This window comes from Streptomyces sp. AM8-1-1, from assembly GCF_032229325.1.
Taxonomy (GTDB): domain Bacteria; phylum Actinomycetota; class Actinomycetes; order Streptomycetales; family Streptomycetaceae; genus Streptomyces; species Streptomyces achmelvichensis.
Window position 1 is genome coordinate 6,970,362 of sequence record NZ_CP135086.1, and the last position, 23,994, is coordinate 6,994,355.

Annotated in this window: 17 protein-coding genes; 8 read left to right on the forward strand and 9 right to left on the reverse strand. The window is 72.2% G+C overall.

Going from position 1 to position 23,994, the window contains the following annotated elements; all coding sequences use genetic code 11:
- Positions 1-28 precede the first annotated feature (28 nt).
- Positions 29-4,978 (forward strand): hypothetical protein, encoded by a 4,950-nt coding sequence (locus RPQ07_RS31170; RefSeq protein ID WP_313947552.1) that lies wholly within the window; start codon positions 29-31, stop codon positions 4,976-4,978.
- A gap of 38 nt (positions 4,979-5,016) precedes the next feature.
- Here the strand turns inward: RPQ07_RS31170 and RPQ07_RS31175 are convergent, their stop codons facing one another.
- Positions 5,017-5,457, reverse strand: coding sequence for a hypothetical protein (locus RPQ07_RS31175; RefSeq protein WP_313947553.1), 441 nt, complete (start codon positions 5,455-5,457; stop codon positions 5,017-5,019).
- Positions 5,458-5,933: 476 nt separating this feature from the next.
- Between RPQ07_RS31175 and RPQ07_RS31180 the strand changes: the two genes are divergently transcribed.
- Genes RPQ07_RS31180 through RPQ07_RS31195 form a run of 4 tightly spaced genes read left to right on the forward strand, consistent with a single transcriptional unit; the run spans position 5,934 to position 10,076 of the window.
- Entirely contained in the window at positions 5,934-8,627 is a 2,694-nt protein-coding gene (locus RPQ07_RS31180) for a nitrate- and nitrite sensing domain-containing protein (RefSeq protein ID WP_313947554.1), read from the forward strand.
- Positions 8,624-9,076, forward strand: coding sequence for a roadblock/LC7 domain-containing protein (locus RPQ07_RS31185; RefSeq protein ID WP_313947555.1), 453 nt, complete (start codon positions 8,624-8,626; stop codon positions 9,074-9,076). Before RPQ07_RS31180 ends, RPQ07_RS31185 begins: the two co-directional genes overlap by 4 nt.
- 9 nt (positions 9,077-9,085) lie before the next feature.
- Positions 9,086-9,490 (forward strand): DUF742 domain-containing protein, encoded by a 405-nt coding sequence (locus RPQ07_RS31190; protein WP_313947556.1) that lies wholly within the window; start codon positions 9,086-9,088, stop codon positions 9,488-9,490.
- Complete coding sequence (locus tag RPQ07_RS31195) at positions 9,471-10,076, forward strand: ATP/GTP-binding protein (RefSeq protein ID WP_313947557.1); 606 nt, start codon at positions 9,471-9,473, stop codon at positions 10,074-10,076. The genes RPQ07_RS31190 and RPQ07_RS31195 overlap by 20 nt, the downstream gene beginning before the upstream one ends.
- A gap of 122 nt (positions 10,077-10,198) precedes the next feature.
- Here RPQ07_RS31195 and glpK read toward each other — a convergent pair whose 3' ends face one another.
- The 6 genes from glpK to RPQ07_RS31225 form a co-directional block, all read right to left on the reverse strand.
- Complete coding sequence (gene glpK, locus RPQ07_RS31200; protein WP_313947558.1) at positions 10,199-11,713, reverse strand: glycerol kinase GlpK; 1,515 nt, start codon at positions 11,711-11,713, stop codon at positions 10,199-10,201.
- 30 nt (positions 11,714-11,743) lie between these two features.
- Positions 11,744-12,505, reverse strand: a complete 762-nt coding sequence (locus tag RPQ07_RS31205; protein ID WP_313947559.1) for an MIP/aquaporin family protein — start codon at positions 12,503-12,505, stop codon at positions 11,744-11,746.
- 263 nt (positions 12,506-12,768) lie between these two features.
- The gene (locus RPQ07_RS31210) at positions 12,769-13,959 is read right to left on the reverse strand and encodes a lipid-transfer protein (protein WP_313949091.1); all 1,191 of its coding nucleotides are present in this window, start codon (positions 13,957-13,959) and stop codon (positions 12,769-12,771) included.
- The gene (locus RPQ07_RS31215) at positions 13,956-14,393 is read right to left on the reverse strand and encodes a Zn-ribbon domain-containing OB-fold protein (RefSeq protein ID WP_313949092.1); all 438 of its coding nucleotides are present in this window, start codon (positions 14,391-14,393) and stop codon (positions 13,956-13,958) included. Before RPQ07_RS31215 ends, RPQ07_RS31210 begins: the two co-directional genes overlap by 4 nt.
- Positions 14,394-14,459: 66 nt before the next feature.
- Positions 14,460-14,807 carry a DUF962 domain-containing protein gene (locus RPQ07_RS31220; protein WP_313947560.1) on the reverse strand — a complete coding sequence of 116 codons (348 nt, stop codon included), beginning with the start codon at positions 14,805-14,807 and terminating at the stop codon, positions 14,460-14,462.
- Between the two features lie 187 nt (positions 14,808-14,994).
- A complete protein-coding gene (locus RPQ07_RS31225) occupies positions 14,995-15,804 on the reverse strand; it encodes a M15 family metallopeptidase (protein ID WP_313947561.1) in 810 nt (269 codons plus the stop codon).
- Positions 15,805-15,863: 59 nt separating this feature from the next.
- Between RPQ07_RS31225 and RPQ07_RS31230 the strand changes: the two genes are divergently transcribed.
- Positions 15,864-16,367 carry an NUDIX domain-containing protein gene (locus RPQ07_RS31230; RefSeq protein WP_313947562.1) on the forward strand — a complete coding sequence of 168 codons (504 nt, stop codon included), beginning with the start codon at positions 15,864-15,866 and terminating at the stop codon, positions 16,365-16,367.
- 161 nt (positions 16,368-16,528) lie between these two features.
- On the opposite strand, the gene RPQ07_RS31235 is transcribed toward RPQ07_RS31230, so the two are convergent.
- Entirely contained in the window at positions 16,529-18,889 is a 2,361-nt protein-coding gene (locus RPQ07_RS31235) for a glycoside hydrolase family 31 protein (RefSeq protein WP_313947563.1), read from the reverse strand.
- 216 nt (positions 18,890-19,105) lie between these two features.
- On the opposite strand from RPQ07_RS31235, the gene RPQ07_RS31240 reads away from it, so the two are divergent.
- Both RPQ07_RS31240 and RPQ07_RS31245 read left to right on the forward strand, forming a co-directional pair.
- Positions 19,106-21,076, forward strand: coding sequence for an acetoacetate--CoA ligase (locus RPQ07_RS31240; protein ID WP_313947564.1), 1,971 nt, complete (start codon positions 19,106-19,108; stop codon positions 21,074-21,076).
- A 157-nt stretch (positions 21,077-21,233) separates the two neighbouring features.
- Positions 21,234-22,208 carry a hypothetical protein gene (locus RPQ07_RS31245; protein ID WP_313947565.1) on the forward strand — a complete coding sequence of 325 codons (975 nt, stop codon included), beginning with the start codon at positions 21,234-21,236 and terminating at the stop codon, positions 22,206-22,208.
- Positions 22,209-22,267: 59 nt separating this feature from the next.
- On the opposite strand, the gene ptsP is transcribed toward RPQ07_RS31245, so the two are convergent.
- Positions 22,268-23,938 carry a phosphoenolpyruvate--protein phosphotransferase gene (gene ptsP, locus RPQ07_RS31250; RefSeq protein WP_313947566.1) on the reverse strand — a complete coding sequence of 557 codons (1,671 nt, stop codon included), beginning with the start codon at positions 23,936-23,938 and terminating at the stop codon, positions 22,268-22,270.
- Between the last annotated feature and the right edge of the window lie 56 nt (positions 23,939-23,994).

Genomic DNA, 23,994 nt, shown 5'->3' on the forward strand with positions numbered 1-23,994 from the left:
ATCCGCCTGCCGACCACGAGAGTCCGCCATGTACGAGCTGTCCCGCGTTCGCCTCTACTCCATCGGGCCCGCCGGAGCGCGCTACGCCGACACCGTGCTGGATCTGCGCGGGGTCGGCGCGCCGGTGCCCCATCCCGCGCCGACGCAGGCCGAGTTCTTCGAGGAGGAGCCGGCCGGCCCGCCCCGCCGTCCGGCCCCCGCCGGCGTGCTCTTCCTGGAGAACGGCGGCGGCAAGTCCGTCCTGCTGAAGCTGATCTTCTCCGTGATGCTGCCCGGTCACCGCAACACGCTCGGCGGCGCGAGCTCCGGAGTCCTGCGCAAGTTCCTGCTCGCCGACGACTGCGGGCATGTCGCGCTGGAGTGGCAGCACACCCTCACGGGCGAGCTGATCGTGGTCGGCAAGGTGAGCGAGTGGCGGGGACGCCAGGTCTCCAACGACCCGCGGAAGTTCGCCGAGGCCTGGTACTCCTTCCGGCCCGGCCCGGGGCTCAGCCTCGACTCCCTGCCCGTCGCCGAGTCCTCGGTGGTACGCCCGCCGGTCGAAGGTGTCTCCGGCGCACAGGGCCGCCGCCGCACCATGAAGGGCTTCCGGGACGCGATCACCGAGGCGGCGAAGGTGTACCCGCACCTGGACGTCTACTGGGAGGAGATCCACGACCGCTGGAACGAGCACCTCGGCGAGGTGGGCCTCGATCCCGAACTGTTCCGCTACCAGCGGGAGATGAACGCCGACGAGGGCGAGGCGGCGGGCCTCTTCGCGGTCAAGAAGGACTCCGACTTCACGGACCTGCTGCTGCGGGCCGTCACCGACACCCGTGACACGGACGGCCTCGCCGACCTCGTCAGCAGCTTCGGCAACAAACTCGGCCGCCGGGCCGAGCTGACCGCCGAGCGCGACTTCACCGCCGGATCGGCCGACCTGCTCGGCCGGATCGTGGAGGCGGCCGAGGCGCGTACACGAGCCCGCGAGATCCACACCGGAGCCGAGCGCCGCACGCGTACCCTCGCCCGCCGGCTCTCCGCACGGGCCGAGCTGGAGCGCGGCCGCACCGCGGAGCTGACCGAGCAGGTCACGGCCGCCGCGCACACGGTCACCGACGCGGAACGGGCCCGTAGCCGCAGCTCCCTGATCGCGGCCGAACTGGCCTACCGGCACGCGTCCTTGGCGCTGACCGTCGCGGAGAAGGGCGCGGCAGCCCAGCGGCGCGAGCTGATGGACGCCCGCACGCTGCACTCCGCGTGGCAGGCGGCGGAGGCGGTGCTGCGGCACCGCGCCGCCTCCGACCGCTCGGCCCGTGTCGCCGTCGCCATCCGCGAGGCCGAACGCGACGCCGCCCCCGCGCTCGCCGCCCGCGCCAAGGCCGCCGCCGACCTCGTGCGGGCGCTGCACTCCGCGGCGGAGGCCGGCGAGCGGGTCGCCAACGAGGAGGAGGAGCGGTCGGCCGCACTCCAGGAGGCGGGCGAGGCCGCCCACCGCGACGCGACGGCCGCCGCGACCGAGGCGCAGCGCGCACGCAGCGAGATCGGCCACCTCCGGCAGCGGCTGAGTGAGGTCGAGCAGGAAACGGCCGAGGCGGTACGCGCGGGCTGGCTCGACGACACGGCCCCGGACGCAGACCCGGCGCGCGCCGCGCTGGCGGCGAGCGACGCGGAGAAGGCGGCCGTCGCGGGATGGGACACGGCCCGCGAGGCGGGACGCGCCACGGCGGACCGCGCGCGGGAGGCGGCCGCGGCGGAGTCCCGCGCCGAACTGGCGGCGGCCCGGGCGTCGGACGCGGCCCAGGCCGCGGAGAACGCGTATGAGTCCGAGCGCCGCACGGCGGAGGCCATCGCGGAGGACGACCGCCTCGCGGAACTCCTCAGTCTGCCCCCGATGTCACAGGCGCCGGCCTCGGGTGCGACGGTGCCCTCGCCCCGCCGTGGCACGGCCGGCGCGGAGGCCGGGCACGGAGGAGCGCACGCGCCGACCGAGCCGTACGGAGCGGGTCCGGGGCCCGATGAGGACGGCCCGGTCGACCACGCGGGTACGTCAGCGCACAGCGTCGGTGGCGACACCGCGGGTGCGGACACCGCGCCGGAACCGGGCACCGCCGATACGCCCGCGCAAGGTCCCGCCGGCTCCGTCGCACGGACCGCCCGTCCCGCCGAAGGCCCCCTCACCACCGAGGAGTTGGACCGGTACGCCGACGAGCTCCACGAGCTGCTCGACCAGTACGTCTCCTCCGCCGAACGCCAGCTCTTCGACCTGCGGACCGTCGCGGCCGACGACAGCCGGATCCTCGGGGCGCTCGGCGACGGAGGCCTGCTGCCGCCCGGCCCCGACGTCCTCGCCACCGTCGAGTACCTGGGAGAGCACGGCGTTCCGGCTCTGCCCGGCTGGCGCTATCTCGCGCAGGCCGTCGACCCCGCCGACCACGCCGCCGTCCTCGCCGCGCGGCCCGAGCTCGTCGACGGTGTGGTGATCACCGATCCCGCGTCGCACGCCCGCGCCCGTGAGGTCCTCACCGGGGCCGCGCTGCTGCCCCGTTCCGCGGTCGCCGTCGGCACGGCGGCCGCGCTGCTCGCACCGGTGCCGGGCCCCGGTACCGGTCAGGACGACGGCAGCGGTGTCTTCCTCGTACCGCCGAACCCGGCGATGCACGACGAACACGCGGCCGACGAGGAGCGGCAGGCGCTGCGCGCACGGGCCGCCGCCCGGGACGAGGAGATCCGGGCGCTGGCCGCCCGGCTCGCCGCGGACCGGTCCCTCGCCGCCCGCATCGGATCGTGGCGCGCGGACTGCCCGCCGGGCATGCTCGCCGAGCTGGCGCAGGCCGCACACGCGGCCCGCGAGACCGCGGAAGAGGCGCAGGCCGAACTGACGGAGGCGCGGACCGTCCGCGCCGAGGCGGACGAGGCGGCGGCCGACGCCGCGCGCGTCCGTGACGACCGCCAGGAGACCGCCCAGCGCGCCCGCCGGGTCGCCGACGCCCTCGCCGGCCTCGCGTTCCGGCTGCGGGAGCGGGCCGGCTGGCAGGTGAAGCTGCGCGAACTGGCCGACGAGGCCGCCGAGTCCGAGGCCAGGGCCGCCACCTGCCTGGAGCGCGCGAAGGCCGCGGACGAGGACCGCAGGGCCGCCCAGCGGGCCGGCGACGACGCCCGCCGTACGGCCCGCGCTCTGCGTGCCGAACGCGCCGAGATCGCGGGCGCACCCGAGAATCTGCCGGAGCCGGACGAGGACGCCGCCCGTGCAGCGCTCCCCGCCCTGCGTGAGGCCTACCGGGCGGCCTCCCAGCTGTACGAGAAGGTCGGCGTCGGCGCCGACCTCCGCGCCGAGCAGGCCCGGGCCGAGAGCGACGAGAGCGCCGCCCTCGCCGAGCTCGACCGGCTCACCAACAAGGTCCGCACCCGCGCCGCCCAGCTTCTGGAGGGCACGGACGGCGCCGACGGGCCGTCCCGTCAGGCCGCGGCCGCCCGCGCCGAGTCGCTGGTGCAGATGCTGGAGTCACGGGCGACGGAGGCCAGCGAGAAACTGGGCCGGCTGCGCGGCGAGGCGGAACGACTGGCTCCCGCCGACGGCGACGCCCACACCGAGCTCCCCGACGAGCTCGTCCCGGCCGACGCCGAACAGGCACAGACCCTGCTGCGTACCGCGACCGCCGAACTCGCCTCGCGCACGGACGCGTTGGAGACGGCCCGCGACGCTCACGCGAGCCTGCTCCAGGCCCACCGGGCGTCCGAGGACGCCAGGGGAGGCTTCGAGGAGGCCGCGGCCCTGCTGCGCGACCTGTTGCGTGAGCAGCACGACGAGGAGGGCCAGGAGACCCCCGAGCCGTACCCGGGCAGCCTGGCGGAGGCCCGCCAGTCGGCCGCCGAGGCACGCCGCTCCCTGCGTTCCTGCGCCGCCGATCTGTCCGCCGCCGAGACCTCCGTACGGGAGGCGAGCGACGTCCTCGTCCGGCACGCCAACTCCACGCGCTACGAGCAGGTGCGCACCCCCGCGCGGCAGCAGATCCGGGAGCTGCCGGCCTCCGCGCTGCCGGAGCACGCGGCGAAGTGGGCCGAGGCGTTCGCGCCGCGCCTGCGCGTACTGACCGACGAACTGGAGCAGTTGGAGCGCAACCGCGACACCATCGTCGACCGGCTGCGGGGGCTGGTGGAGTCGGCGCTGACGACGCTGCGCTCGGCCCAGCGGCTCTCCCGGCTGCCGGAGGGCCTCGGCGAGTGGTCCGGCCAGGAGTTCCTGCGGATCCGCTTCGAGGAGCCGGACCAGGCGACGCTGGCCGAGCGGCTCGGAGAGGTCATCGACGAGGCGACCCGCGCGGCCGTGCGCAAGAACTCCTCGGCCGCCTACGGCGAGGGGCGCAGGGACGGCATGTCGCTGCTGCTGCGCGGAGTGCAGGCGGCGCTGGAGCCCAAGGGCGTCGCCGTGGAGATCCTCAAGCCGGACGCCGTGCTGCGCGCCGAGCGGGTACCGGTCGGTCAGATGGGCGATGTGTTCTCGGGCGGCCAGTTGCTCACGGCCGCCATCGCGCTCTACTGCACGATGGCCGCGCTGCGCAGCAACGACCGCGGCCGCGACCGGCACCGCCACGCGGGCACCCTGTTCCTCGACAACCCGATCGGCCGGGCGAACGCCACCTATCTGCTGGAGCTCCAGCGGGCCGTGTCGAACGCGCTCGGTGTTCAGCTGCTCTATACGACGGGCCTGTTCGACACCACGGCGCTCGCGGAGTTCCCGCTCGTCATCCGGCTGCGCAACGACGCGGATCTGCGGGCGGGGCTGAAGTACATCAGCGTCGAGGAGCACCTGCGGCCCGGCCTGCCCCAGCACGACCCGTCCGGCGAGAGCGTCCACGGTGAGATCACCGCGACCAGGATGTACAAGCGCGCCGCGGTGGAGCAGGAACCCGAGGCCTCTGCCCCGCCCGGAAACCCCGCCTCACCGGAGCACTCCGGCGAGAACGCCGCGCCCGCCGCGGCGGAGGCCGCCCGCTGAGGGCGGGTGGTCCCGACACCGCGCAGGGGCCCGGCTGTTCAGGCCTGGGACAGCCGGCCCCGGCTCTGCCGCCGTATACGCGCACTCTCGCGGGACGACGCCTTGGCCGCCCGCCGCACCCGACGGCGCTCCCGTCGCAGCTGCCGCGCGCTGCTGCTCGGCGCGGAGATCACACCATGGCGCTGGTTCCACACCTGACGGGTCACCCACACGTCCAGCACCGCCCAGGTTGCCACCACGGTGCTGGCGACGGAGCTGAGCACCATCGGAAATGCCAGCCATGAACCGGCAAGGGTGCACAGGAAGGCGATCATCGCCTGAATCAATGTCAGGGACGATATGAGTACCGCGCGGACCGCCGCCGTGCGAACCGGATCCGCCATACGCCGTCTTGCCACCGGCTCCTCGACCCAGAGCTGCGGTGAATCCTGCGCATGGCCCGTCGCTCGTACCGCTCCGCGACGCTCGTCCGTGTCCATGGAACTGTCACTCCCCACTTCTGTCCGGCTTCAGGGTGGCTGCCCGGATTCCGTTGCTTTACTCCGGCGCCGCGTCGTACACGGACGTAGCCGCACGTCGCGCGCGCCGACGGAGATGAACAACCGGTGCCGGCCGCGAACGGCCCGGCGCTGAACCGAATCCACGGTCCGCCGATGCGGACGCGCCCCCGCAACCCCCGTACAGAAGGACGATTGACCAGGCGGAATGATTCCCGCAGAGCGAAGAATTCCAGCCATCTCCCACGGTCCGAAAAATGACGTGCCGCCAGGTGGGGCGGGACACGCGGGGAATGTCATCTCCTTGAATACCAGGACAACCCGTGATCAACGCATCGTGGGCAGGCTGAAAATCGTCCGGACGCACCTTCGAGTTGTCTGTGTGACAGTAGTAGGCTCGCGCCGTTTGTTGACGGATAACACCGCCTGCCGTGGGCGGGGTTGAGCAGGGGGAGGCCATGCGCTTTCGCGGGAAGTCCATCCGCCGGAAGATCGTGGCGTTGTTGATGGTGCCGCTCGTCTCCCTGACGGCTCTGTGGGGCTTCGCCACCGTACTGACCGGCCGGGAGGCGGACCAGCTTCTCGATGTCGGCTCGGTGGTGGAACAGGTCGGTCACCCGGTCGAGGACGCACTCGAGGTCATCCAGAAGGAACGCCGTCAGACCCTCGTCTATCTGGCGGACCGCCGTGCCTCCGACGCGCTGCCCAACCTCCGCGAGAGGCGCGCGGCCACCGACGCGGCCGTGGCCACGATCAAGGAGAACGCGGAGAAGAAGGAAGTCCGCGAGGACATGCGGCCCGACGGCCGCACCAGGCTCTCTTCCCTGCTGGAAGGGCTCGACGGCCTCGCGGCCCTGCGCCGCTCCGTGGAGGCGGGCACCGTCTCGCGCGCCCAGGCGCTGGAGTTCTACAACCGCATCGTCGACCCCGGCTTCCGCTTCCTGACCACCCTGCACGCCCTCAACGACGTCGGCATGGAACGTCAGGGCCGCGCCCTGGTCGGCCTCGTCCGCGCGATGGAGATGCTGTCCCGTGAGGACGCGCTCATCGCCTCCGCCCTGACCACGGGCAAGGTCAGCGCCGACGAGATCCGCAAGCTCTCCGTCTTCGTGGCCAACCGCGAGCTCTACTACGACATCAACCTCGAGGTCCTGCCCGCGCAGGAACGCGGGATCTACGAGCAGTACTGGCGCAGCCCGGAGACCGCGGCCCTGCGCGACGCCGAGGAACGCCTCATCGCCGGCGGACCGCTGAAGAAGGCGAGCGCCGCCGAGGCCGCCGACTGGCAGTCGGCTGCCACCCCCGTACTCGACGAACTCGCGCGCGAGGCCGACGCCGCAGGCGCGCGCTACCAGGACCGCGTCGACCCCGCCGCGTACAGCGTCTTCGTCCGCGCGGGCATCGCCGGCGTCCTGGGCTTCCTCGCCCTGCTGGTCTCGGTGATCGTCTCCGTGCGCATCGGCCGCGACCTCGTCCGTGACCTGTCCCGGCTGCGCAAGGAGGCCCATGAGGTCTCCGGCGTCCGTCTGCCGAGCGTCATGCGCCGGCTGGCGGCCGGCGAACACGTCGACGTCGAGACCGAGGCCCCGCGCCTCGAATACGACAAGGACGAGATCGGCCAGGCCGGCCAGGCGCTCAACACCCTCCAGCGCGCGGCCGTCGAGGCAGCCGTACGCCAGGCGGACATGCGGCGCGGCGTCTCCGAGGTGTTCGTCAACCTCGCCCGCCGCAACCAGGTGCTCCTGCACCGCCAGCTCACGCTCCTCGACACCATGGAGCGCCGCACGGAGGACACCGAGGAACTCGCGGACCTGTTCCGCCTGGACCACCTCACGACCCGTATGCGCCGGCACGCCGAGGGTCTGGTGATCCTCTCCGGCGCCGCGCCCTCCCGGCAGTGGCGCAAGCCCATCCAGCTCATGGACGTCGTCCGTGCGGCGGTCGCCGAGGTCGAGGACTACGAGCGCATCGAGGTGCGCCGGCTGCCCCGCATCGGCGTCGGCGGCCCCGCGGTCGCCGACCTCACCCACCTCATCGCCGAACTCCTGGAGAACGCCACGGTGTTCTCGCCGCCGCACACCGGCGTCCAGGTGCACGGCGAGCGCGTCGCCAACGGCTTCACCCTCGAAATCCACGACCGCGGACTCGGCATGGCCCCCGAGGTCCTCCTCGACGCCAACCTCCGGCTCGCCGAGACCCCCGAGTTCGAGCTCTCCGACACCGACCGCCTCGGCCTGTTCGTCGTCAGCCGGCTCGCCCAGCGCCAGAACGTGCGGGTCTCCCTCCAGCCGTCGCCGTACGGCGGGACGACCGCCATCGTCTTCATCCCGGCGGCGCTGCTCACGGACGCCCCCGAGACGCAGGGCACCGGTTTCCGGCTCGACCGCAAGAGCGAGAGCGCGGCGGGCCGGCGCGGCAGCGACGGAAAACTGTCGGCGCTCTCCGGTCCGGGCCGGGCGAACGGCTCGGCACTGCTCGACGGCCCCGTCGAACTGGAAGGCCCCGTCGACCCGTTGGGCTTCGACGCCCGCCCCGTGGAACGGGACTCCGGCGCCCTCGCCGACCTCGGCGACTCCGAGAGCGAGCGCGGCGGCATCTTCCGGGCGAGGTCCCGTGGCCGCCGGCGTCCGGTCCCCGAGGAACAGCACCAACAGGCGCTGGAGCCGGCGCCGGAACGGACGGTGGGACCCGTGTCGCTTCCCCGCCGCAAACCGCCGACGCTGGTCACCGACCACGGTCGCCGGGTCGACGAACCGGGCCGCTCGCACCCCGCCCCGGCCCCCGAGCCGGCGCGGACCGAGCCCGCACACCCGCCCGCCCACGAGCTCCGTCCGGCATCCCCCGGACCGTGGTCGTCGCCCCCGCCGCAGGACGGGCCGCCGGACCCCGGACTGATCGACGGCCTGCCGCGCCGGGTCCGCCAGGCGAGCCTCGCCCCCCAGCTCAGGGAGGGTTCGGGGCAGAGCCCGGCACCGGACGTGCGCGATGATGTCGAACGGGACGCGGAACAAGTACGCAACCGCATGGCTTCCATGCAACGAGGCTGGCAACGCGGCCGCCTCCAGAACGCAGACGAGGCCGACGAAGCCGGGCAGACCACCGGTACCGGCCGGCCGGCACCACGAAACACATCGGAGGGGGACGGTCGATGACCGCACCGCACACCGCAGCAGACGCCGTGGGCGGCCGCCCGGTCGCCAAGGGATCCGGCGAGCTCAACTGGCTTCTCGACGAGCTGGTGGACCGCGTCGGCAGCATCCGCAAGGCACTTGTGCTTTCCAGCGACGGTCTGGCGACCGGCACTTCGGGGGAGCTGACCCGGGAGGACAGCGAGCATCTGGCCGCCGTCGCCTCCGGATTCCACAGCCTCGCCAAGGGAGTCGGACGCCACTTCGACGCCGGCAAGGTCCGCCAGACCGTGGTGGAGCTGGACGAGGCCTTCCTCTTCGTCACCGCCGCCGGTGACGGCAGCTGTCTCGCCGTCCTCGCCGACGCCGACTCCGACGTCGGCCTCGTGGCGTACGAGATGACCCTGATGGTCAAGCGGGTCGGAGTGCACCTCGCCACCGCGCCACGGTCCGGTCCGGCCGCCGGAGGGTGAGTGTCCGGCATGAGTGACTCGACTCATAACGCCCAGCACCCTCACCACTACTTCGACGCCGAAGCGGGCCCCGTGGTCCGCCCGTACGCCATGACGCGGGGCCGCACCAGCAGTGCGACCCGTCACCGGCTCGACCTGATCGCCCTGGTCGTCCCCGAGCCGGCGGCGGACCACCCCGGCCAGGACCAGTCCCTGTCCCCGGAACATGTCGAGATCGTCGAGCGCTGCGGCGACATGCCGCAGTCGATCGCCGAGCTCGCCGCCACCCTGGATCTCCCCGTCGGGGTGGTCCGGGTGCTGGTCGGCGACCTCGTCGAGGACGCCCTCGTGCATGTGACCCGTCCCGTTCCGCCGGCCGAACTGCCGGACGTGAGTATTCTCCGCGAGGTGATCAATGGTCTTCGGGCGCTCTAGCCGCCGGGAGCCTCCCGTCGAGCCGGTGACACTCAAGATCCTCGTCGCCGGCGGATTCGGCGTCGGCAAGACGACTCTGGTGGGTGCGGTCAGCGAGATCAGACCGCTGCGCACCGAGGAGACCCTGAGCGAGGCGGGCCGGCCCGTGGACGACACCGCGGGCGTCGAGTCCAAGACGACCACCACGGTCGCCATGGACTTCGGCCGCATCACGCTCCGCGAGGACCTGGTGCTGTACCTCTTCGGTACGCCGGGTCAGGACCGTTTCTGGTTCCTGTGGGACGAGCTGGCCCAGGGTGCTCTCGGCGCCGTCGTGCTCGCCGACACCCGCAGGCTGGAGGACTCCTTCGCGGCCATCGACTACTTCGAACGCCGTGGCATCCCCTTCACGGTGGGCGTCAACTGCTTCGAGGGCGCGGGCCGTTTCCCCGGCGAGACCGTACGGGCCGCACTCGACCTCGACCCCGAGGTGCCCCTGATGATGTGCGACGCCCGCGACCGCGAGTCGGTCAAGATGGTGCTCGTGGCGGTGGTGGAACACGCACTGGCCCGCGTCGACCGGCAGCGCGAGCACGCCACGACCTGATCTGCGCAGCGGCAGCAGCACGCCCCGCGGGGAGAAGCACGGCCCGTACCCCCACCGACTGGGGTACGGGCCGTGGGCTTGTGCGCGGCCGCTGAGCGGCCCGCGGCAGCCGGGGCGGGGCCTCAGGACCGGCCGCCGTCGTCCTCCCAGCCGAAGCTCCGCTCCACCGCCTTGCGCCAGTTCGCGTACTCGCGTTCGCGGACCGGGGCCTCCATCCGCGGCGACCACTCCACATCGCGCTGCCAGTGGGTCTTGAGCTCGTCGAGGTCCGCCCAGACACCGGTGGCGAGACCGGCCGCGTAGGCGGCGCCCAGGCACGTCGTCTCGGACACCTTCGGCCGGATCACCGGCACGCCCAGGACGTCCGCCTGATGCTGCATCAGCAGATTGTTCGCCGTCATACCGCCGTCCACCTTCAGGGTCGTGATCTGCACCCCGGAGTCCTGGTACATCGCGTCCACGACCTCACGCGTCTGCCAGCTGGTCGCCTCCAGGACGGCGCGCGCCAGGTGTGCCTTGGTGACATACCGCGTCAGACCGGTGATCACACCACGGGCGTCGGAGCGCCAGTACGGGGCGAAGAGGCCGGAGAAGGCGGGCACGATGTAGGCGCCGCCGTTGTCGTCCACACTCGCCGCCAGCGTCTCGATCTCGTCGGCGCTGCGGATGATGCCCAGTTGGTCGCGGAACCACTGCACCAGCGCGCCGGTGATCGCGATCGAGCCCTCCAGGCAGTACACCGGGTTCTCGTCACCGATCTTGTAGCCCAGGGTGGTGATGAGTCCGCTCTTGGACGGCACGGGGCGGTTGCCGGTGTTCAGCAGCAGGAAGCTGCCGGTGCCGTACGTGTTCTTGGCCGTTCCCGTGTCGTAGCAGGCCTGGCCGAAGATCGCGGCCTGCTGGTCGCCGAGTGCGGAGGCGACCGGCACCCCGGCCAGCTGGCCGACGGCCGTCCCGTAGACCTCCGAGGACGACCGGATCTCCGGAAGGACGGACTCGGGCACATTCATGGCCGCGAGGATCGAACTGTCCCACTGGAGGGTCTGGAGGTTCATCAGCATGGTGCGGGACGCGTTGGTCACGTCCGTGGCGTGAACGCCGCCCTCCGTACCACCGGTGAGGTTCCAGATCAGCCAGGAGTCGATGGTGCCGAAGGCGATCTCACCGCGCTCGGCGCGGCTGCGCAGACCGGGCACGTTGTCCAGCAGCCAGGCGGCCTTGGGGCCGGAGAAGTAGCTGGCGAGCGGCAGCCCGGTCGCGTCCCGGAAGCGGTCCTGACCGTCCGTGCCGCCCAGTTCGTGGCACAGGGCGGACGTGCGGGTGTCCTGCCACACGATCGCGTTGTGCACCGGCTTGCCGGTCGCGCGGTCCCACAGGACCGTCGTCTCGCGCTGATTGGTGATGCCGAGAGCGCTGAGCTGGTCGGCCCGCAGCCCGGCCTTGGCGATGGCACCCGCGACCACCGCCTGCACCTTGGACCAGATCTCGGTCGCGTCGTGCTCCACCCAGCCCGGCTTGGGGAAGATCTGACGGTGTTCGCGCTGGTCGACGGCGACGATGGCACCGTCCTGGTTGAAGATGATGCAGCGGCTGGACGTGGTGCCCTGGTCGATTGCGGCGACGAACCTGTCCGTCATGACGTCCCCTTGTCGATGCGGCCCGGAGGCCTAGAAGGCTGCGTTGAAGATGAGGCCGGCCAACAGCCCGCCGATCACCGGCCCGACCACCGGCACCCACGCGTAACCCCAGTCGGACGAGCCTTTGTTGGGGATCGGCAGAACGGCGTGGGTCAGCCGGGGGCCCAGGTCGCGCGCGGGGTTGATGGCGTAACCGGTCGGCCCGCCGAGCGAGAGACCGATGCCGACGACCAGCAGGGACACCAGCAGGATCGAGATGCCGGAGCCGTAGATGCCCGCGTCCTGCCCGGGGATCTGGCCGATGCCGATGCCGTCGTTCTTGCCGAAGGCGAGGATCGGCAGCACCAGCGCGACGGTCGCGATGACCTCGGTCATGGTGTTGGCGACCGGGCTGCGGACCTCGGGGCCGGTCGAGAAGATCCCGAGCGTCGGCTGGGCCTTGTCCTCCTCGGCGTTGGCCCGGAACTGTGCGAAGTAGACGAGGTAGGCCAGTACGGCTCCGAGGACCGCGCCGACCATCTGCGCCAGGATGTAGAGCGGAACCTTGCCCCACTCCCCGGTGTCGACGGCCACGCCGAGGGTCACCGCGGGGTTGAGGTGGCCGCCCGACAGGGGAGCGGCGGTGTACGCACCCGCCAGCACTCCGAAACCCCAGCCGAAGGCGATGACGATCCAGCCGGCGGCCTTGGCCTTGGAGTGGTGGAGGGTGACGGCGGCGCAGACTCCCGCGCCGAACAGGATGAGTATCGCGGTGCCGATGACCTCACCGAGGAAAATGTCCCCATTGCTCATGGCGGCTCCTAGGCCCTCGCCCGGGGCCCGGCCCCGGTCCTCCGTGCAGGGTGCGTGCCATGGACTTCCATGGCTGGGGGAGCCGGAGGCAGGGAGATCTCGCCCCCGCCCGGCGTCCGTGACGAGCGTGGTGAGCGTGCCGAAATGCGGCGATGCCGACGAACAGGCAGTGTTCACCGACCGTGTAGGGGCGTCAAGGTGGTGGACAGCAAGGGCGGGTCCCGGAGCGGAAATCGACGCCTCTCCGGGATTCGTACAGCGCCTCAGCGGACGGCGACGACCGCCGACCCGTGCCCGAACAGCCCCTGGTTCGCGGTGATTCCGGTACGCGCCCCGGGCACCTGGCGCTGCCCGGCCGTGCCCCGCAACTGCCAGGTCAGCTCACAGATCTGGGCGATGGCCTGGGCGGGCACCGCCTCGCCGAAGGACGCGAGCCCGCCGCTGACGTTGACCGGGACGCGTCCGCCGAGCGCCGTCACCCCCTCCCGTACGAGCTTGGCGCCTTCACCGGCGCCGCACAGCCCGATGTCCTCGTACCACTCCAGCTCCAGGGCCGTGGAGAGGTCGTACACCTCCGCCAGCGACAGGTCCTCCGGCCCGATGCCCGCCTCGTCGTACGCCGCCGCGGCAATGGACGCCCGGAACGAGTGCGGCGACGGCTCCACCGCCACGGCCGAGTCGGTCGCGATGTCGGGCAGATCGAGCACGGTTCTCGGATAGGTCGGGGTGACCGTGGAGACCGCGCGGATACGAACGGGGTCCGCCGCCCCGTGCCGGCGCGCGAAGTCCATGCTCGACAGGACCAGCGCGGCCGCGCCGTCCGACGTCGCGCAGATGTCGAGCAGCCGGAGCGGGTCGGCGACCACGGGGGAGGCGGCCACTTCCTCGGCCGAAACGGGCGTGCGGTAGCGGGCGTTGGGGTTGAGGGCTCCCGCCGCGGCGTTTTTGACCTTGACCAGGGCGAAGTCCTCGGAGGTGTCGCCGTGTACGGCCATGCGCCGCCGGGCGTAGAGCCCGAAGTAGGCCGGGTTGGTCGCACCGAGCACCCGGAAACGCAGCCAGTCCGGGTCGTCGGGGCGATCACCGCCGGCGGGTGCGAAGAAGCCCTTGGGGGCCGAGTCCGCGCCGACCACCAGCACGACGTCGGCCATACCCGCGAGGATCTGCGTACGAGCCGCGTCGACGGCCTGCGCTCCGGAGGCGCAGGCGGCGTACACACTCGTCACACGGGCCCCCTGCCAGCCCAGGGCCTGCGCGAACGTCGCCCCCGCCACATGGCCGGGATAGCCGCAGCGCACGCTGTTCGCGCCGACCACCGACCGGATCTGCGGCCAGGCGACACCCGCGTCGGCGAGGGCGGCTCTCGCGGCCACCGTCCCGTACTGCACGAAGCTGCGTCCCCACTTGCCCCAGGGATGCATTCCCGCCCCGAGGACCGCCACATCGCCGGTCATGACGACACCGCCACGGGCCGCCAGTGCCACGTCGTGAGAACGGTGTCCGTCCCCGCGCCCTCATCGAGGACACCGGGCACGACCTCGACCTCCATGCCGACCGCGAGATCCGCGACGGTGACCCCCGGCACGGCCTGTCCGAGCACGACCATGCGCTCGGCGGCGAGTTCGACGGCGACGAGGGTGTAGGGCTCCCACTGCGTCCCGGGATCGGAGACGTACGGCGCGGGCGGCCGGTAGCGGCCGTCGGTGTACGACCACACCCGCCCCCGCTTGGAGAGCGGCACCTCCGCCAACTCCCCGCCCGAGCAGGCGGGGTTGCGGCAGAAGGTGTCCTCGCGGGGGAAGAAGACCGACGAGCAGGCCGTGCACCGGGTGCCGAGCAGCCGGAAGTCCTCCTCACCGCTGTCATGCGTGAACCATCCGGCGACCACGGGCGTGCGCGTCAAGGGTCCTCCCCGGCACGGCAATCTGACGGAACGTCAGAAGTGTGCCACGGCCTAGCGGTTCTCGGCGAGCCACTTGCCGGCGATCTCGGCCAGCTCCGCGTCCCGGCCCGCCAGCATCATCCTGATCATCTGGACGTCGCCGCGCAGCGACCAGGCGGGATGCCCGAAGGTGGCCGGGTTGTTCTTCTCGATGAAGAAGTGGGCCGTCCAGGCCGTGCCGTAGCCGATCAGCGGCAGCGCCGCCGCATATCGCTTCCGCCCGCGGGCGAGCCCAAAGGCGGTCACCGCCAGCCCGGTCAGCGTCCCGGTCAGATGCACCCACCGGGTCGCCGCCCTGGAATGCATCGCGACGTAGTAGGGCCAGAATTCCTCGTACGAGTCAAAGGTCTGCTCTGCCATGTCCGCACCGTAATCCCTGGGAGGAGAACCGGAAACGGCTCTCGTGCGTCGGATAGCAGTGAACGGACCGGCCGGAGCCTACGGGGGTGGTCCCGGCCGGTCCGTTTCGCACGCCGCCCGCGCCCGGACGGCCTCCTGACGGCTCCAGTGCCCGGACGGCTTCCGTGCCCGGCCGGGTGAGCACGGCTCAGTGACCGGCGACCGACCTCCGGGCGACGGGGAAGTCGAAATACGTGTCCGGGAAGAGTTCGGGCTTGTAGGTGAAGTGCCACCATTCCTCGGCCAGGTTCACAAAGCCGAGGCCGCTCAACGTCGACTTCAGCAGCTGCCGGTTCGCCCGCTGCTTGCCCTGAATGCGCGGGTCCTCGGTGTGCGACAGCGTGTCGAAGCAGTCGTACCCGGTCCCCATGTCCACGGAATTGTCCGGGAACCGCACGGACGCCGGGGCATAGCAGGGGACGAGGGGCTCGCCCGGGACATACGGCCTGGTGGGGCGTGCCGGGAGCTTCACGACGGTGAGATCGACCGTAGAGCCGCGACTGTGCCCGGACTTCTCCGCGATATAGCCGTCCTCGAACAGCCTCGACTTGTCGACGTGGGGATAGAACTCCTTTTTCATCGCCTCGTCGTCCAGATCCTTCGCCCACTCCACGAAGTGGTCGACCGCCCGCTGGGGCCGGTAACAGTCGTACACCTTCAGCGAATAGCCCTGGCGCAGGAGTTGCCGCTGCGCCTGGCGCAGGGCCTTCGCGGCCGGCCGCGTGAGGATGCACAACGGCTGCCGATAGCCGTCGATCCGCTCGCCCACGAAGTTGTGCGCGGTGGTGTAGCGCATCTCCTGAATGATCGTCGGATCCACCGACCGCAGGGCCACGAACTCCTTCGGGGCCGTGGGCTCCGGGTCGGCCTGTGCGGCCGGAGCGGTGGCGGCGGCGAGGGAGACGAGGGCGGCACCGGTCGCGAGCAGGGTGCGGAGAGCGGAAGCGCGTCGTGTCATGGGCACACCGTCTATCAGTTCCGGCCCGTGTGGGAAAGGTGATCGGATACAGTCCGCGCGTGCCCAAGGACTCCTACTGCGGCAACTGCGGTGCGCCGTACGGCCCCGCCACCGGCTGGCCCCGCACCTGCCCCGCCTGCGGCGACATCGCCTACCGCAATCCGCTCCCCGTGGCCGTCACCCTGCTCCCGGTACGGGACGCGGACGGCACGGGACTCGTCGTCATCACCCGGACCGTCGAACCCCGGCGCGGCGGGATCGCGCTGCCCGGCGGATTCATCGACTTCGGTGAGGACTGGCAACACGCGGTCGTCCGCGAACTGAAGGAGGAGACGGGCATCGACGCGGCCCGCGACGAGGTACGCCTGGCGGACGCCATGAGCGCCCCGGCAGGCCATCTGCTGCTGTTCGGCCTGCTGCCGGAGCGGGCGACGGCGGACCTCCCGCCGTCGCAGGCGACCGACGAGACCGAGGGCTGGCATGTGCTGCGCACCCCGGAGGAGCTGGCTTTCCCGCTGCACACGGCGGCGGCGAAGAACTGGTTCGACGGCGTCTACGGCTGATCGTGTGCTCGGGCTGATCCCTGCCGGCTGATCCGTACGACCCGGTCCGGCCGATGGGCGATGCGGCCGCGAAGGCCGCGTGCGGACCCGCGTCGGCCGAACGCCCGGGTCGCCGGCCCGCACGCGACCTGCGGGCGCGCAGCCGGCTGACCACCCGCCCCCTATGCCGTCGCCCCCAGCCCCCTCACCCGCACCCGCCACCTCGGCGGACCCGAGCCCTCCCCGCTGATCTGCTTCACGACCACCCGGCCGTCCACCAGCCGGGTCGTGTAGCGCTCCACCTCCGTGGCCCCGAAGCCGTCGCCGGAGTCCGGGACCACCAGACCACCGCCGCGGCGGCCCACCGCGGGTGCCCACACCTCCAGCTCCGTACTGCCGTCCGCACCCCGTACCGGAATCACCGAGCCGCCCCGTGCCAGAACGGGGACGCGCGACAACGGAGCCTCCACCAGCACCTGCCCGGGGCCGTCGTACGCCCGGCCGGTCGACGTGTCGTACCAGCGGCCGCGCGGCAACCGCACCGCACGACGGTCCGCACCCCGCTCCAGCACCGGCGCGACGAGCAGCGCGTCGCCGAGCAGGAACGTGTCCTCGCAGTCGCGCAGCGTCCTGTCCTCGGGGGAGTCCCACCACAGGGGCCGCACATACGGCGCCCCCGTCAGCCGTGCCAGCTGCGCGAGCGTGACGAAGTACGGACGCAGCCGCTCGCGTTCCTCCAGCGCCGTCTTCGCATGGGCGAGGACGGCGGGCCCGAACTCCCACGGCTCCCTGCGCCCGGCGTCGATCGCCGCATGCGTACGGAACAGCGGCAGATACGCGCCCAGCTGGAACCAGCGCAGATACAGCTCGGGCGACGGTGCGCCGTCGAACCCGCCGATGTCCGGCCCCGAGTACGGCACTCCGCACAGCCCGAGTCCCAGCACCAGCGAGAGCGAGGCCCGTAGCCCCGGCCACCCCGTGGAGACGTCGCCGGACCAGGTCCCGCCGTACCTCTGCATGCCCGCCCAGCCGGAGCGAGAGAAGAGGAACGGCCGCTCCGCCGGGCGCAGCTGCCGGAGCCCCTCGTATCCGGCGCTGGCCATGGCGAGCCCGTACAGATTGTGGGCTTCCCGGTGGTCGCCGCCCCGCCCGTCGAGCGCGTGCCGGGCCGAGCGCGGCAGGGTCATGTCGCCGAAGGGGGTGAAGGAGACCGGTTCGTTCATGTCGTGCCACACCCCCGAGAAGCCCTGCGCCAGGCGCTCCTCGTACAGCTCGCCCCACCAGCGCCGGGCCCGCGGCTCGGTGAAGTCGGGATAGACGCAGTCACCGGGCCAGACCACACCGTGCACCTCGCCGCCCTCGCGGTCCTTGACGAACACATCCGCCGCAAGCCCGCTGTCGTACACCGCGTTCCCCGGCTCCGCCTTCACCGCGGGATCGACGATCGAGACGAGCCGCACGCCGTCCTCGCGCAGGTCCTTCGCCAGCCCGGGCAGATCGGGGAAGCGCTCGCGGTCGACGGTGAAGACCTGGCGGGCGTCGTAGTGGTCGATGTCGAGATGGATCGCCGACAGGGGCAGATCCCGGTCCCGGTAGCCCGCCACGATCCGTCGCACCTCCCGCTCACTGCCGAAGCCCCAGCGGGCGTGCTGCGGCCCGAGCGCCCACGAGGGCGGCACGGCGGGTGCGCCCGTGAGGCGGGCCCAGCAGCTCAGCACGCGGGCGGGGGTGCCGACCGCGACCCAGCAGCGCAGCGGACCGCCGTCCATCCGCACCTCGCTGGTGCCCGGCCGGTCGTGCCCGGACCCCGCGCCCTCCTCGCCCTCGCGCAGCGTGACGCGGCCGTCCCAGGAGTTGTCGTGGAACGCCAGATGCGTGCCCGCGTCCGCCACGACCAGCTGCACCGGCATGGTGATGTAGAGCGGATCGTCGCCGGGGCCGAAGGAACCCCGAGGGTCGGTGTTCCACAGACGGTAGGTGCCGTCGCGCAGCCGCGGCCCCGACGCCCGGCCGCCGAGCCCGAAGAAGCGGGCGTCCGCGGCCACTTCGGTCCGCTGCACCCAGCGCGCGGGACCGCCGTGCACCGGCTCCCACCAGCGCGGCGGAAGATCGCGGCGCAGGACCACACCACCGGGGGTACGGATCTCCACCGCCCCGTTCCGGGACACCTCGACGGTCACGCGCTCCGACACCACCCGCCAGCCGCCGTCCTTGTCGGGCTCCAGCGAGGCCCTCGGATCCGGCTCGGGCGGCGCTCCGTCCAACGCGTACGACGGCTCCGGTTCCGCGCCGTCCCATCCCCAGAAGACGGCACCGCCCGCGGTGACGCAGATCCGCAGCTCGGAACGGGCGAACCGGACGATCCCGCCTCCCGGCAACGGCTCCGCACCGGCCACCGGACCGGGCACCCTGGCGCGCTCCGCACCCCTCGCCGGCAGTTCCCGCGCGTCGGTACGCCGCTGCCGCCAGGCCGAGCGCACCGCGCGCAACCCCTGCACCGTTCCGAAGTTCCGCACCGAGCGCACCAGACCACGACCATCCATGCAGCTCAGCCTGCCATCCGGCTGGGCGTACGGGAGGTCTGTTCAACTCCCGTTCACCCATGGTGGGACCACATATTCCCCGGCCCGACCATGGGTGGCGAGCCCTGGTGCGAAAGACGATCACATGGCATCGTCCGTGTCAGCCGCGTCACGCGCACACCCCGCACGTGCGCGTGACCACGCCGACACCGCGTAGAGCCAGCCGGGAGCCGCCTCATGACCTCAGCAGCGAACCCTGCCCCCCTGTGGCAGCCGGACCCCGACCGTATCGCCGCAGCGAGGATCACCCGCTTCCAGAGCTGGGCGGCCGAGCACCACGGAGCCCCGGAGCAGGGCGGATACGCGGCGCTGCACCGCTGGTCGGTCGATGAGCTCGAAACGTTCTGGCGCGCGGTCGCCGACTGGTTCGACGTCCGGTTCTCCACCCCCTACGAGCGCGTGCTCGCCGATCCCGCCATGCCCGGCGCCCGGTGGTTCCCCGGCGCCACGCTCAACTACGCGGAACACGCCCTGCGCGCCGCCGAGGAACGCCCCCACGATCCGGCCCTGCTCCATGTGGACGAAACACATGAGCCGACTCCGGTCAGCTGGGCCGAGCTGCGCCGCCAGGTGGGCGCCCTCGCCGCCGAACTGCGCGCACTCGGCGTGCGCCCCGGGGACCGGATCAGCGGCTACCTCCCCAACATCCCGCAGGCCGTCACGGCACTGCTCGCCACCGCCGCCGTCGGCGCCGTGTGGACCTCCTGCGCCCCCGACTTCGGCGCCCGCAGCGTGCTCGACCGCTTCCAGCAGGTCGAGCCCGTCGTCCTGTTCACCGTCGACGGCTACCGCTACGGCGGCAAGGAGCACGACCGCAGGGAGACCGTCGCCGAACTGCGCGCCGAACTGCCCACACTGCGCGCCGTGGTCCACATCCCCCTCCTCGGCACCGAGGCTCCCGACGGCGCGCTCGACTGGTCCGCCGTCACCTCCGGCGACACCGAGCCCGCCTTCGAGCAGGTCCCCTTCGACCACCCGCTGTGGGTGCTCTACTCCTCCGGCACCACCGGCCTGCCCAAGGCGATCGTCCAGTCCCAGGGCGGCATCCTGCTGGAGCACCTCAAGCAGCTGGGACTGCACTGCGACCTCGGCCCGGAGGACCGGTTCTTCTGGTACACCTCCACCGGCTGGATGATGTGGAACTTCCTCGTCTCCGGCCTGCTCACCGGCACGACGGTGATCCTGTACGACGGCAGCCCCGGCTATCCGGGTACCGGCGCCCAGTGGGGCATCGCCGAACGCACCGAGGCCACCTTCTTCGGAACCTCCGCCGCGTACGTCATGGCTTGCCGCAAGGCCGGCGTCCACCCGTCCCGCGACCACGATCTGTCCCGCATCGCCTGCGTCGCCACCACCGGATCCCCGCTCCCGCCGGACGGTTTCCGCTGGCTGCACGACGAGGTGGCGGACGACCTCTGGATCGCCTCCGTCAGCGGCGGCACCGACGTCTGCAGCTGCTTCGCGGGCGCCGTCCCCACCCTGCCCGTCCACATCGGCGAGCTCCAGGCCGCCTGCCTCGGCACCGACCTCCAGTCCTGGGACCCGCACGGCAAACCGGTCATCGGCGAGGTCGGCGAACTGGTCGTCACCAACCCCATGCCGTCGATGCCCATCCGTTTCTGGAACGACCCCGACGGAAGCCGCTACCGCGACAGCTACTTCGAGATGTTCCCCGGCGTCTGGCGGCACGGTGACTGGATCACCATCACCGACCGCGGCTCCGTCGTCATCCACGGTCGCTCCGACTCCACCCTGAACCGTCAGGGAGTACGCATGGGGTCCGCCGACATCTACGAAGCGGTCGAACGCCTCCCGGAGATCCGCGAATCGCTGGTCATCGGCCTGGAGGAGCCCGACGGCGGGTACTGGATGCCGCTGTTCGTCCACCTCGCCGACGGCGCGACGCTCGACGACGACCTGCGCGCCCGCATCACGCGGACGATCCGTGAGCAGCTCTCCCCGCGGCACGTCCCCGACGACATCATCGAGGTGCCCGGCGTCCCGCACACCCTGACCGGCAAGCGCATCGAGGTCCCCGTCAAGCGCCTGCTCCAGGGCACGGCCCTCGCCAAAGCGGTCAACCCCGGCTCGGTCGACAACCTGGAACTGCTGACGTTCTACGAGGAGCTCGCCCGCACCCGTTCGTAACCGCCGCCGCCTCCCGCCCGGCCCCGGACCGCCCAGGACCCGGCGAACACCGAGGCCGGCGGCCTGTTCCGGTGTCTGCCGCAGCACTCCGCCCCGGTGTTGTCAGTGCCTCCCGTTACGGTGAGTCACGACCAGTCGACAACCGTCAGGGGGAGAAATGGCGCACGACAAGGCTGCCCGCAAACAGACCGGGCGATCGAGGCGCAAGGGCCGCACCGGACCGCGGGCGGCGGGGGACCGTCCCACGACCGACACCACCCTCAGGCGCACCCTGCGCCGAGAAGTGGCCGGCACCGTCGGGGTGCTGACCGACGCGTACGACTTCGACGCGATGCGCGGGTACCGCACCTTCCCGTTCGAGGACCACCGCGAGTACCTCAGGCAGGTCGACGGGCTGCTCAAAACGCTCGCAAGCCGTCAACTGCACACCACCGTCGCCCTGTTCGACCCGGAGGACTTCGCGGAGTACTGCTCCGAGCACGGCCTCGACCCCGACACACCCACCAGCCGCAGCAGCTACACCGCGGCGATCACCACCCGCGGGAGCACCGTCCGCTACACCGGCCAGCCACTCGACAGCCTGCTGCCCGAGCTGATCGACAAGGCGGTCCGCCAGTCCACCTGGGAGTACGCGACCCTGCTCCTCGCCGACCTCGGCGCGTGCGCCGACTGCGGCCAGGACGTCGGTCGGTCGGCCTTCGACCGCGCGTCCCGTCTCCTGATGCGCCTGCTCGAAGGTGCCGGAGAGGGAAGACACCACCTCGTGTGCAGCGTCCCGGCCCCGGACGAACAGCTTCTCGCCGTCCTGCACGCGGAAGGCAACGCGACCACGGGAGCGCGGGCCGCCGAACTGGACGCCGCAGAGGGCGCCGAGTTCGTCACCGTCCTCGCGACCGCCGTCGCCCTGGAGAGCCCAGGGGGCCTGGTGCTGCGCACCAGCACACCCGACGCACCCGACCGCCTCCGCGGCTGGCGGCTGCACGAGGGCCGCCTCCTCCCGCTGACCGCGGGCGAGGTGTTCAGCGCGTACTGCACGGACGCGGCCACCGGTGAGCCGCTCTCACCCGAACCGGGCGTGGAGTACTGCGCGGGCTTCCCCGTCACGACCGACGACCCGGAAGCCCAGCACTGAACGGCGAAGGGGCTCCCGCCGTCACCGGCAGGAGCCCCTCGACCGACCTGTCCCCGCGGCTACTCGCCGGAGAGCACCGCCTGCGCGGCCAGGCGCGCCTCCTCGGCGGTGTCCGCGGCACGCGCTGCGGCCGCCGCCCGCTCGCACTGCGCGAGCGTGTACTTCGCCAGCGTCGAGCGGACATAGGGGATCGACGCGGCACCCATGGACAGCGACGTCACCCCCAGACCGGTGAGCACACAGGCGAGCAGCGGATCGGAGGCAGCCTCACCGCACACACCACAGCTCTTGCCCTCGGCCCTTGCGGCCTCGGCCGACAGGGCCACCAGGTCGAGCAGCGCCGGCTGCCACGGGTCCTGAAGCCGGGACACCGCACCCACCTGACGGTCGGCGGCGAAGGTGTACTGCGCCAGGTCGTTGGTGCCCAGCGACAGGAACTCCACCTCCTGGAGGATCGAGCGCGCCCGCAGCGCGGCGGACGGAATCTCCACCATCGCGCCGAACTTCGCCCGCAGCCCCGCCTCGCGGCACGCGTCCGCGAACGCCTTCGCGTCCGTCCGGTCCGCCACCATCGGCGCCATGACCTCGAGATACACGGGCAGACCCTCGACGGCCTTCGACAGCGCCGTCAGCTGCGTCCGCAGCACCTCGGGGTGATCCAGCAGGCTGCGCAGCCCGCGCACACCCAGCGCCGGGTTCGGCTCGTCCGCCGGCGTCAGGAAGTCGAGCGGCTTGTCCGCGCCCGCGTCCAGCACCCGCACGACCACGCGGCCCTCGGGGAACGCCTCCAGCACCGCCCGGTACGCCTCGACCTGCTTCTCCTCGGACGGCGCCTGCTTGCTGTCGTCCAGGAACAGGAACTCCGTACGGAACAGACCGACGCCCTCGGCACCGGCCTCCACCGCAGCCGGAACATCCGCCGGACCGCCGACATTCGCCAGCAGCGGCACCTTGTGCCCGTCCGACGTCGCACCCGGTCCGGTCGACGCGGACAGCGCGGCCTTCCGCTCCGCGGCCGCCCGCTCCATCTGCGTGCGCTTGTCCTCGCTGGGCTCGACGAAGACCTCGCCGGTACTGCCGTCGACCGCGATGACCGTGCCCTCGGCGAGCTCGCCAGCACCGGGCAGCGCCACGACGGCCGGCACACCGAGCGCCCGCGCCAGAATCGCGCTGTGACTGGTCGGCCCGCCCTCCTCGGTCACGAACCCGAGCACCAGCGCCGGGTCGAGCAGCGCCGTGTCCGCCGGAGCGAGGTCCCGGGCGATCAGCACATACGGCTCGTCGCTGTCCGGCACACCGGGCATCGGCACGCCGAGCAGTCGCGCCACGATCCGGTTCCGTACGTCGTCCAGGTCGGCCACGCGGCCGGCCAGGTACTCGCCGGCACCCGCGAGCAGCGCCCGGTACGAGGCGAACGCGTCGTACACCCCACGCTCGGCCGTGCTCCCGACAGCGATGCGCCGCTCCACATCGGCCATCAGCTCGGGGTCCTGCGCCATCATCGCCTGCGCCTCGAGCACGTGCTGGGCTTCACCACCTGCCAGATTGCCCCGAGCGATCAGGTCAGCGGCCACAGCCTCCACGGCCTTGCGGGCGCGCCCCTGTTCGCGCTCCGCGTCCTGTGCCGGGATCTGCTTTGCCGGCGGCTCCAGCACCGCCGTACCCATGTGCCGTACTTCGCCGATCGCCACCCCGTGGCTCACGCCGACGCCTCGCAGCGTTGTCTCCATTTCACCGTCTCCGATTGAGCGACGGCCTGTGCCGCCGCGTTGGATGTGCAACTCGC

What these genes read in the sequence shown, in the direction of transcription:
- RPQ07_RS31170 (WP_313947552.1), top strand. Translation starts at nt 29, where the DNA reads ATGTACGAGCTGTCCCGCGTTCGCCTCTACTCCATCGGGCCCGCCGGA.
- RPQ07_RS31175 (WP_313947553.1), bottom strand. Translation starts at nt 5,457, where the DNA reads ATGGACACGGACGAGCGTCGCGGAGCGGTACGAGCGACGGGCCATGCG.
- RPQ07_RS31180 (WP_313947554.1), top strand. Translation starts at nt 5,934, where the DNA reads ATGCGCTTTCGCGGGAAGTCCATCCGCCGGAAGATCGTGGCGTTGTTG.
- RPQ07_RS31185 (WP_313947555.1), top strand. Translation starts at nt 8,624, where the DNA reads ATGACCGCACCGCACACCGCAGCAGACGCCGTGGGCGGCCGCCCGGTC.
- RPQ07_RS31190 (WP_313947556.1), top strand. Translation starts at nt 9,086, where the DNA reads ATGAGTGACTCGACTCATAACGCCCAGCACCCTCACCACTACTTCGAC.
- RPQ07_RS31195 (WP_313947557.1), top strand. Translation starts at nt 9,471, where the DNA reads ATGGTCTTCGGGCGCTCTAGCCGCCGGGAGCCTCCCGTCGAGCCGGTG.
- glpK (WP_313947558.1), bottom strand. Translation starts at nt 11,713, where the DNA reads ATGACGGACAGGTTCGTCGCCGCAATCGACCAGGGCACCACGTCCAGC.
- RPQ07_RS31205 (WP_313947559.1), bottom strand. Translation starts at nt 12,505, where the DNA reads ATGAGCAATGGGGACATTTTCCTCGGTGAGGTCATCGGCACCGCGATA.
- RPQ07_RS31210 (WP_313949091.1), bottom strand. Translation starts at nt 13,959, where the DNA reads ATGACCGGCGATGTGGCGGTCCTCGGGGCGGGAATGCATCCCTGGGGC.
- RPQ07_RS31220 (WP_313947560.1), bottom strand. Translation starts at nt 14,807, where the DNA reads ATGGCAGAGCAGACCTTTGACTCGTACGAGGAATTCTGGCCCTACTAC.
- RPQ07_RS31225 (WP_313947561.1), bottom strand. Translation starts at nt 15,804, where the DNA reads ATGACACGACGCGCTTCCGCTCTCCGCACCCTGCTCGCGACCGGTGCC.
- RPQ07_RS31235 (WP_313947563.1), bottom strand. Translation starts at nt 18,889, where the DNA reads ATGGATGGTCGTGGTCTGGTGCGCTCGGTGCGGAACTTCGGAACGGTG.
- RPQ07_RS31240 (WP_313947564.1), top strand. Translation starts at nt 19,106, where the DNA reads ATGACCTCAGCAGCGAACCCTGCCCCCCTGTGGCAGCCGGACCCCGAC.
- RPQ07_RS31245 (WP_313947565.1), top strand. Translation starts at nt 21,234, where the DNA reads ATGGCGCACGACAAGGCTGCCCGCAAACAGACCGGGCGATCGAGGCGC.
- ptsP (WP_313947566.1), bottom strand. Translation starts at nt 23,938, where the DNA reads ATGGAGACAACGCTGCGAGGCGTCGGCGTGAGCCACGGGGTGGCGATC.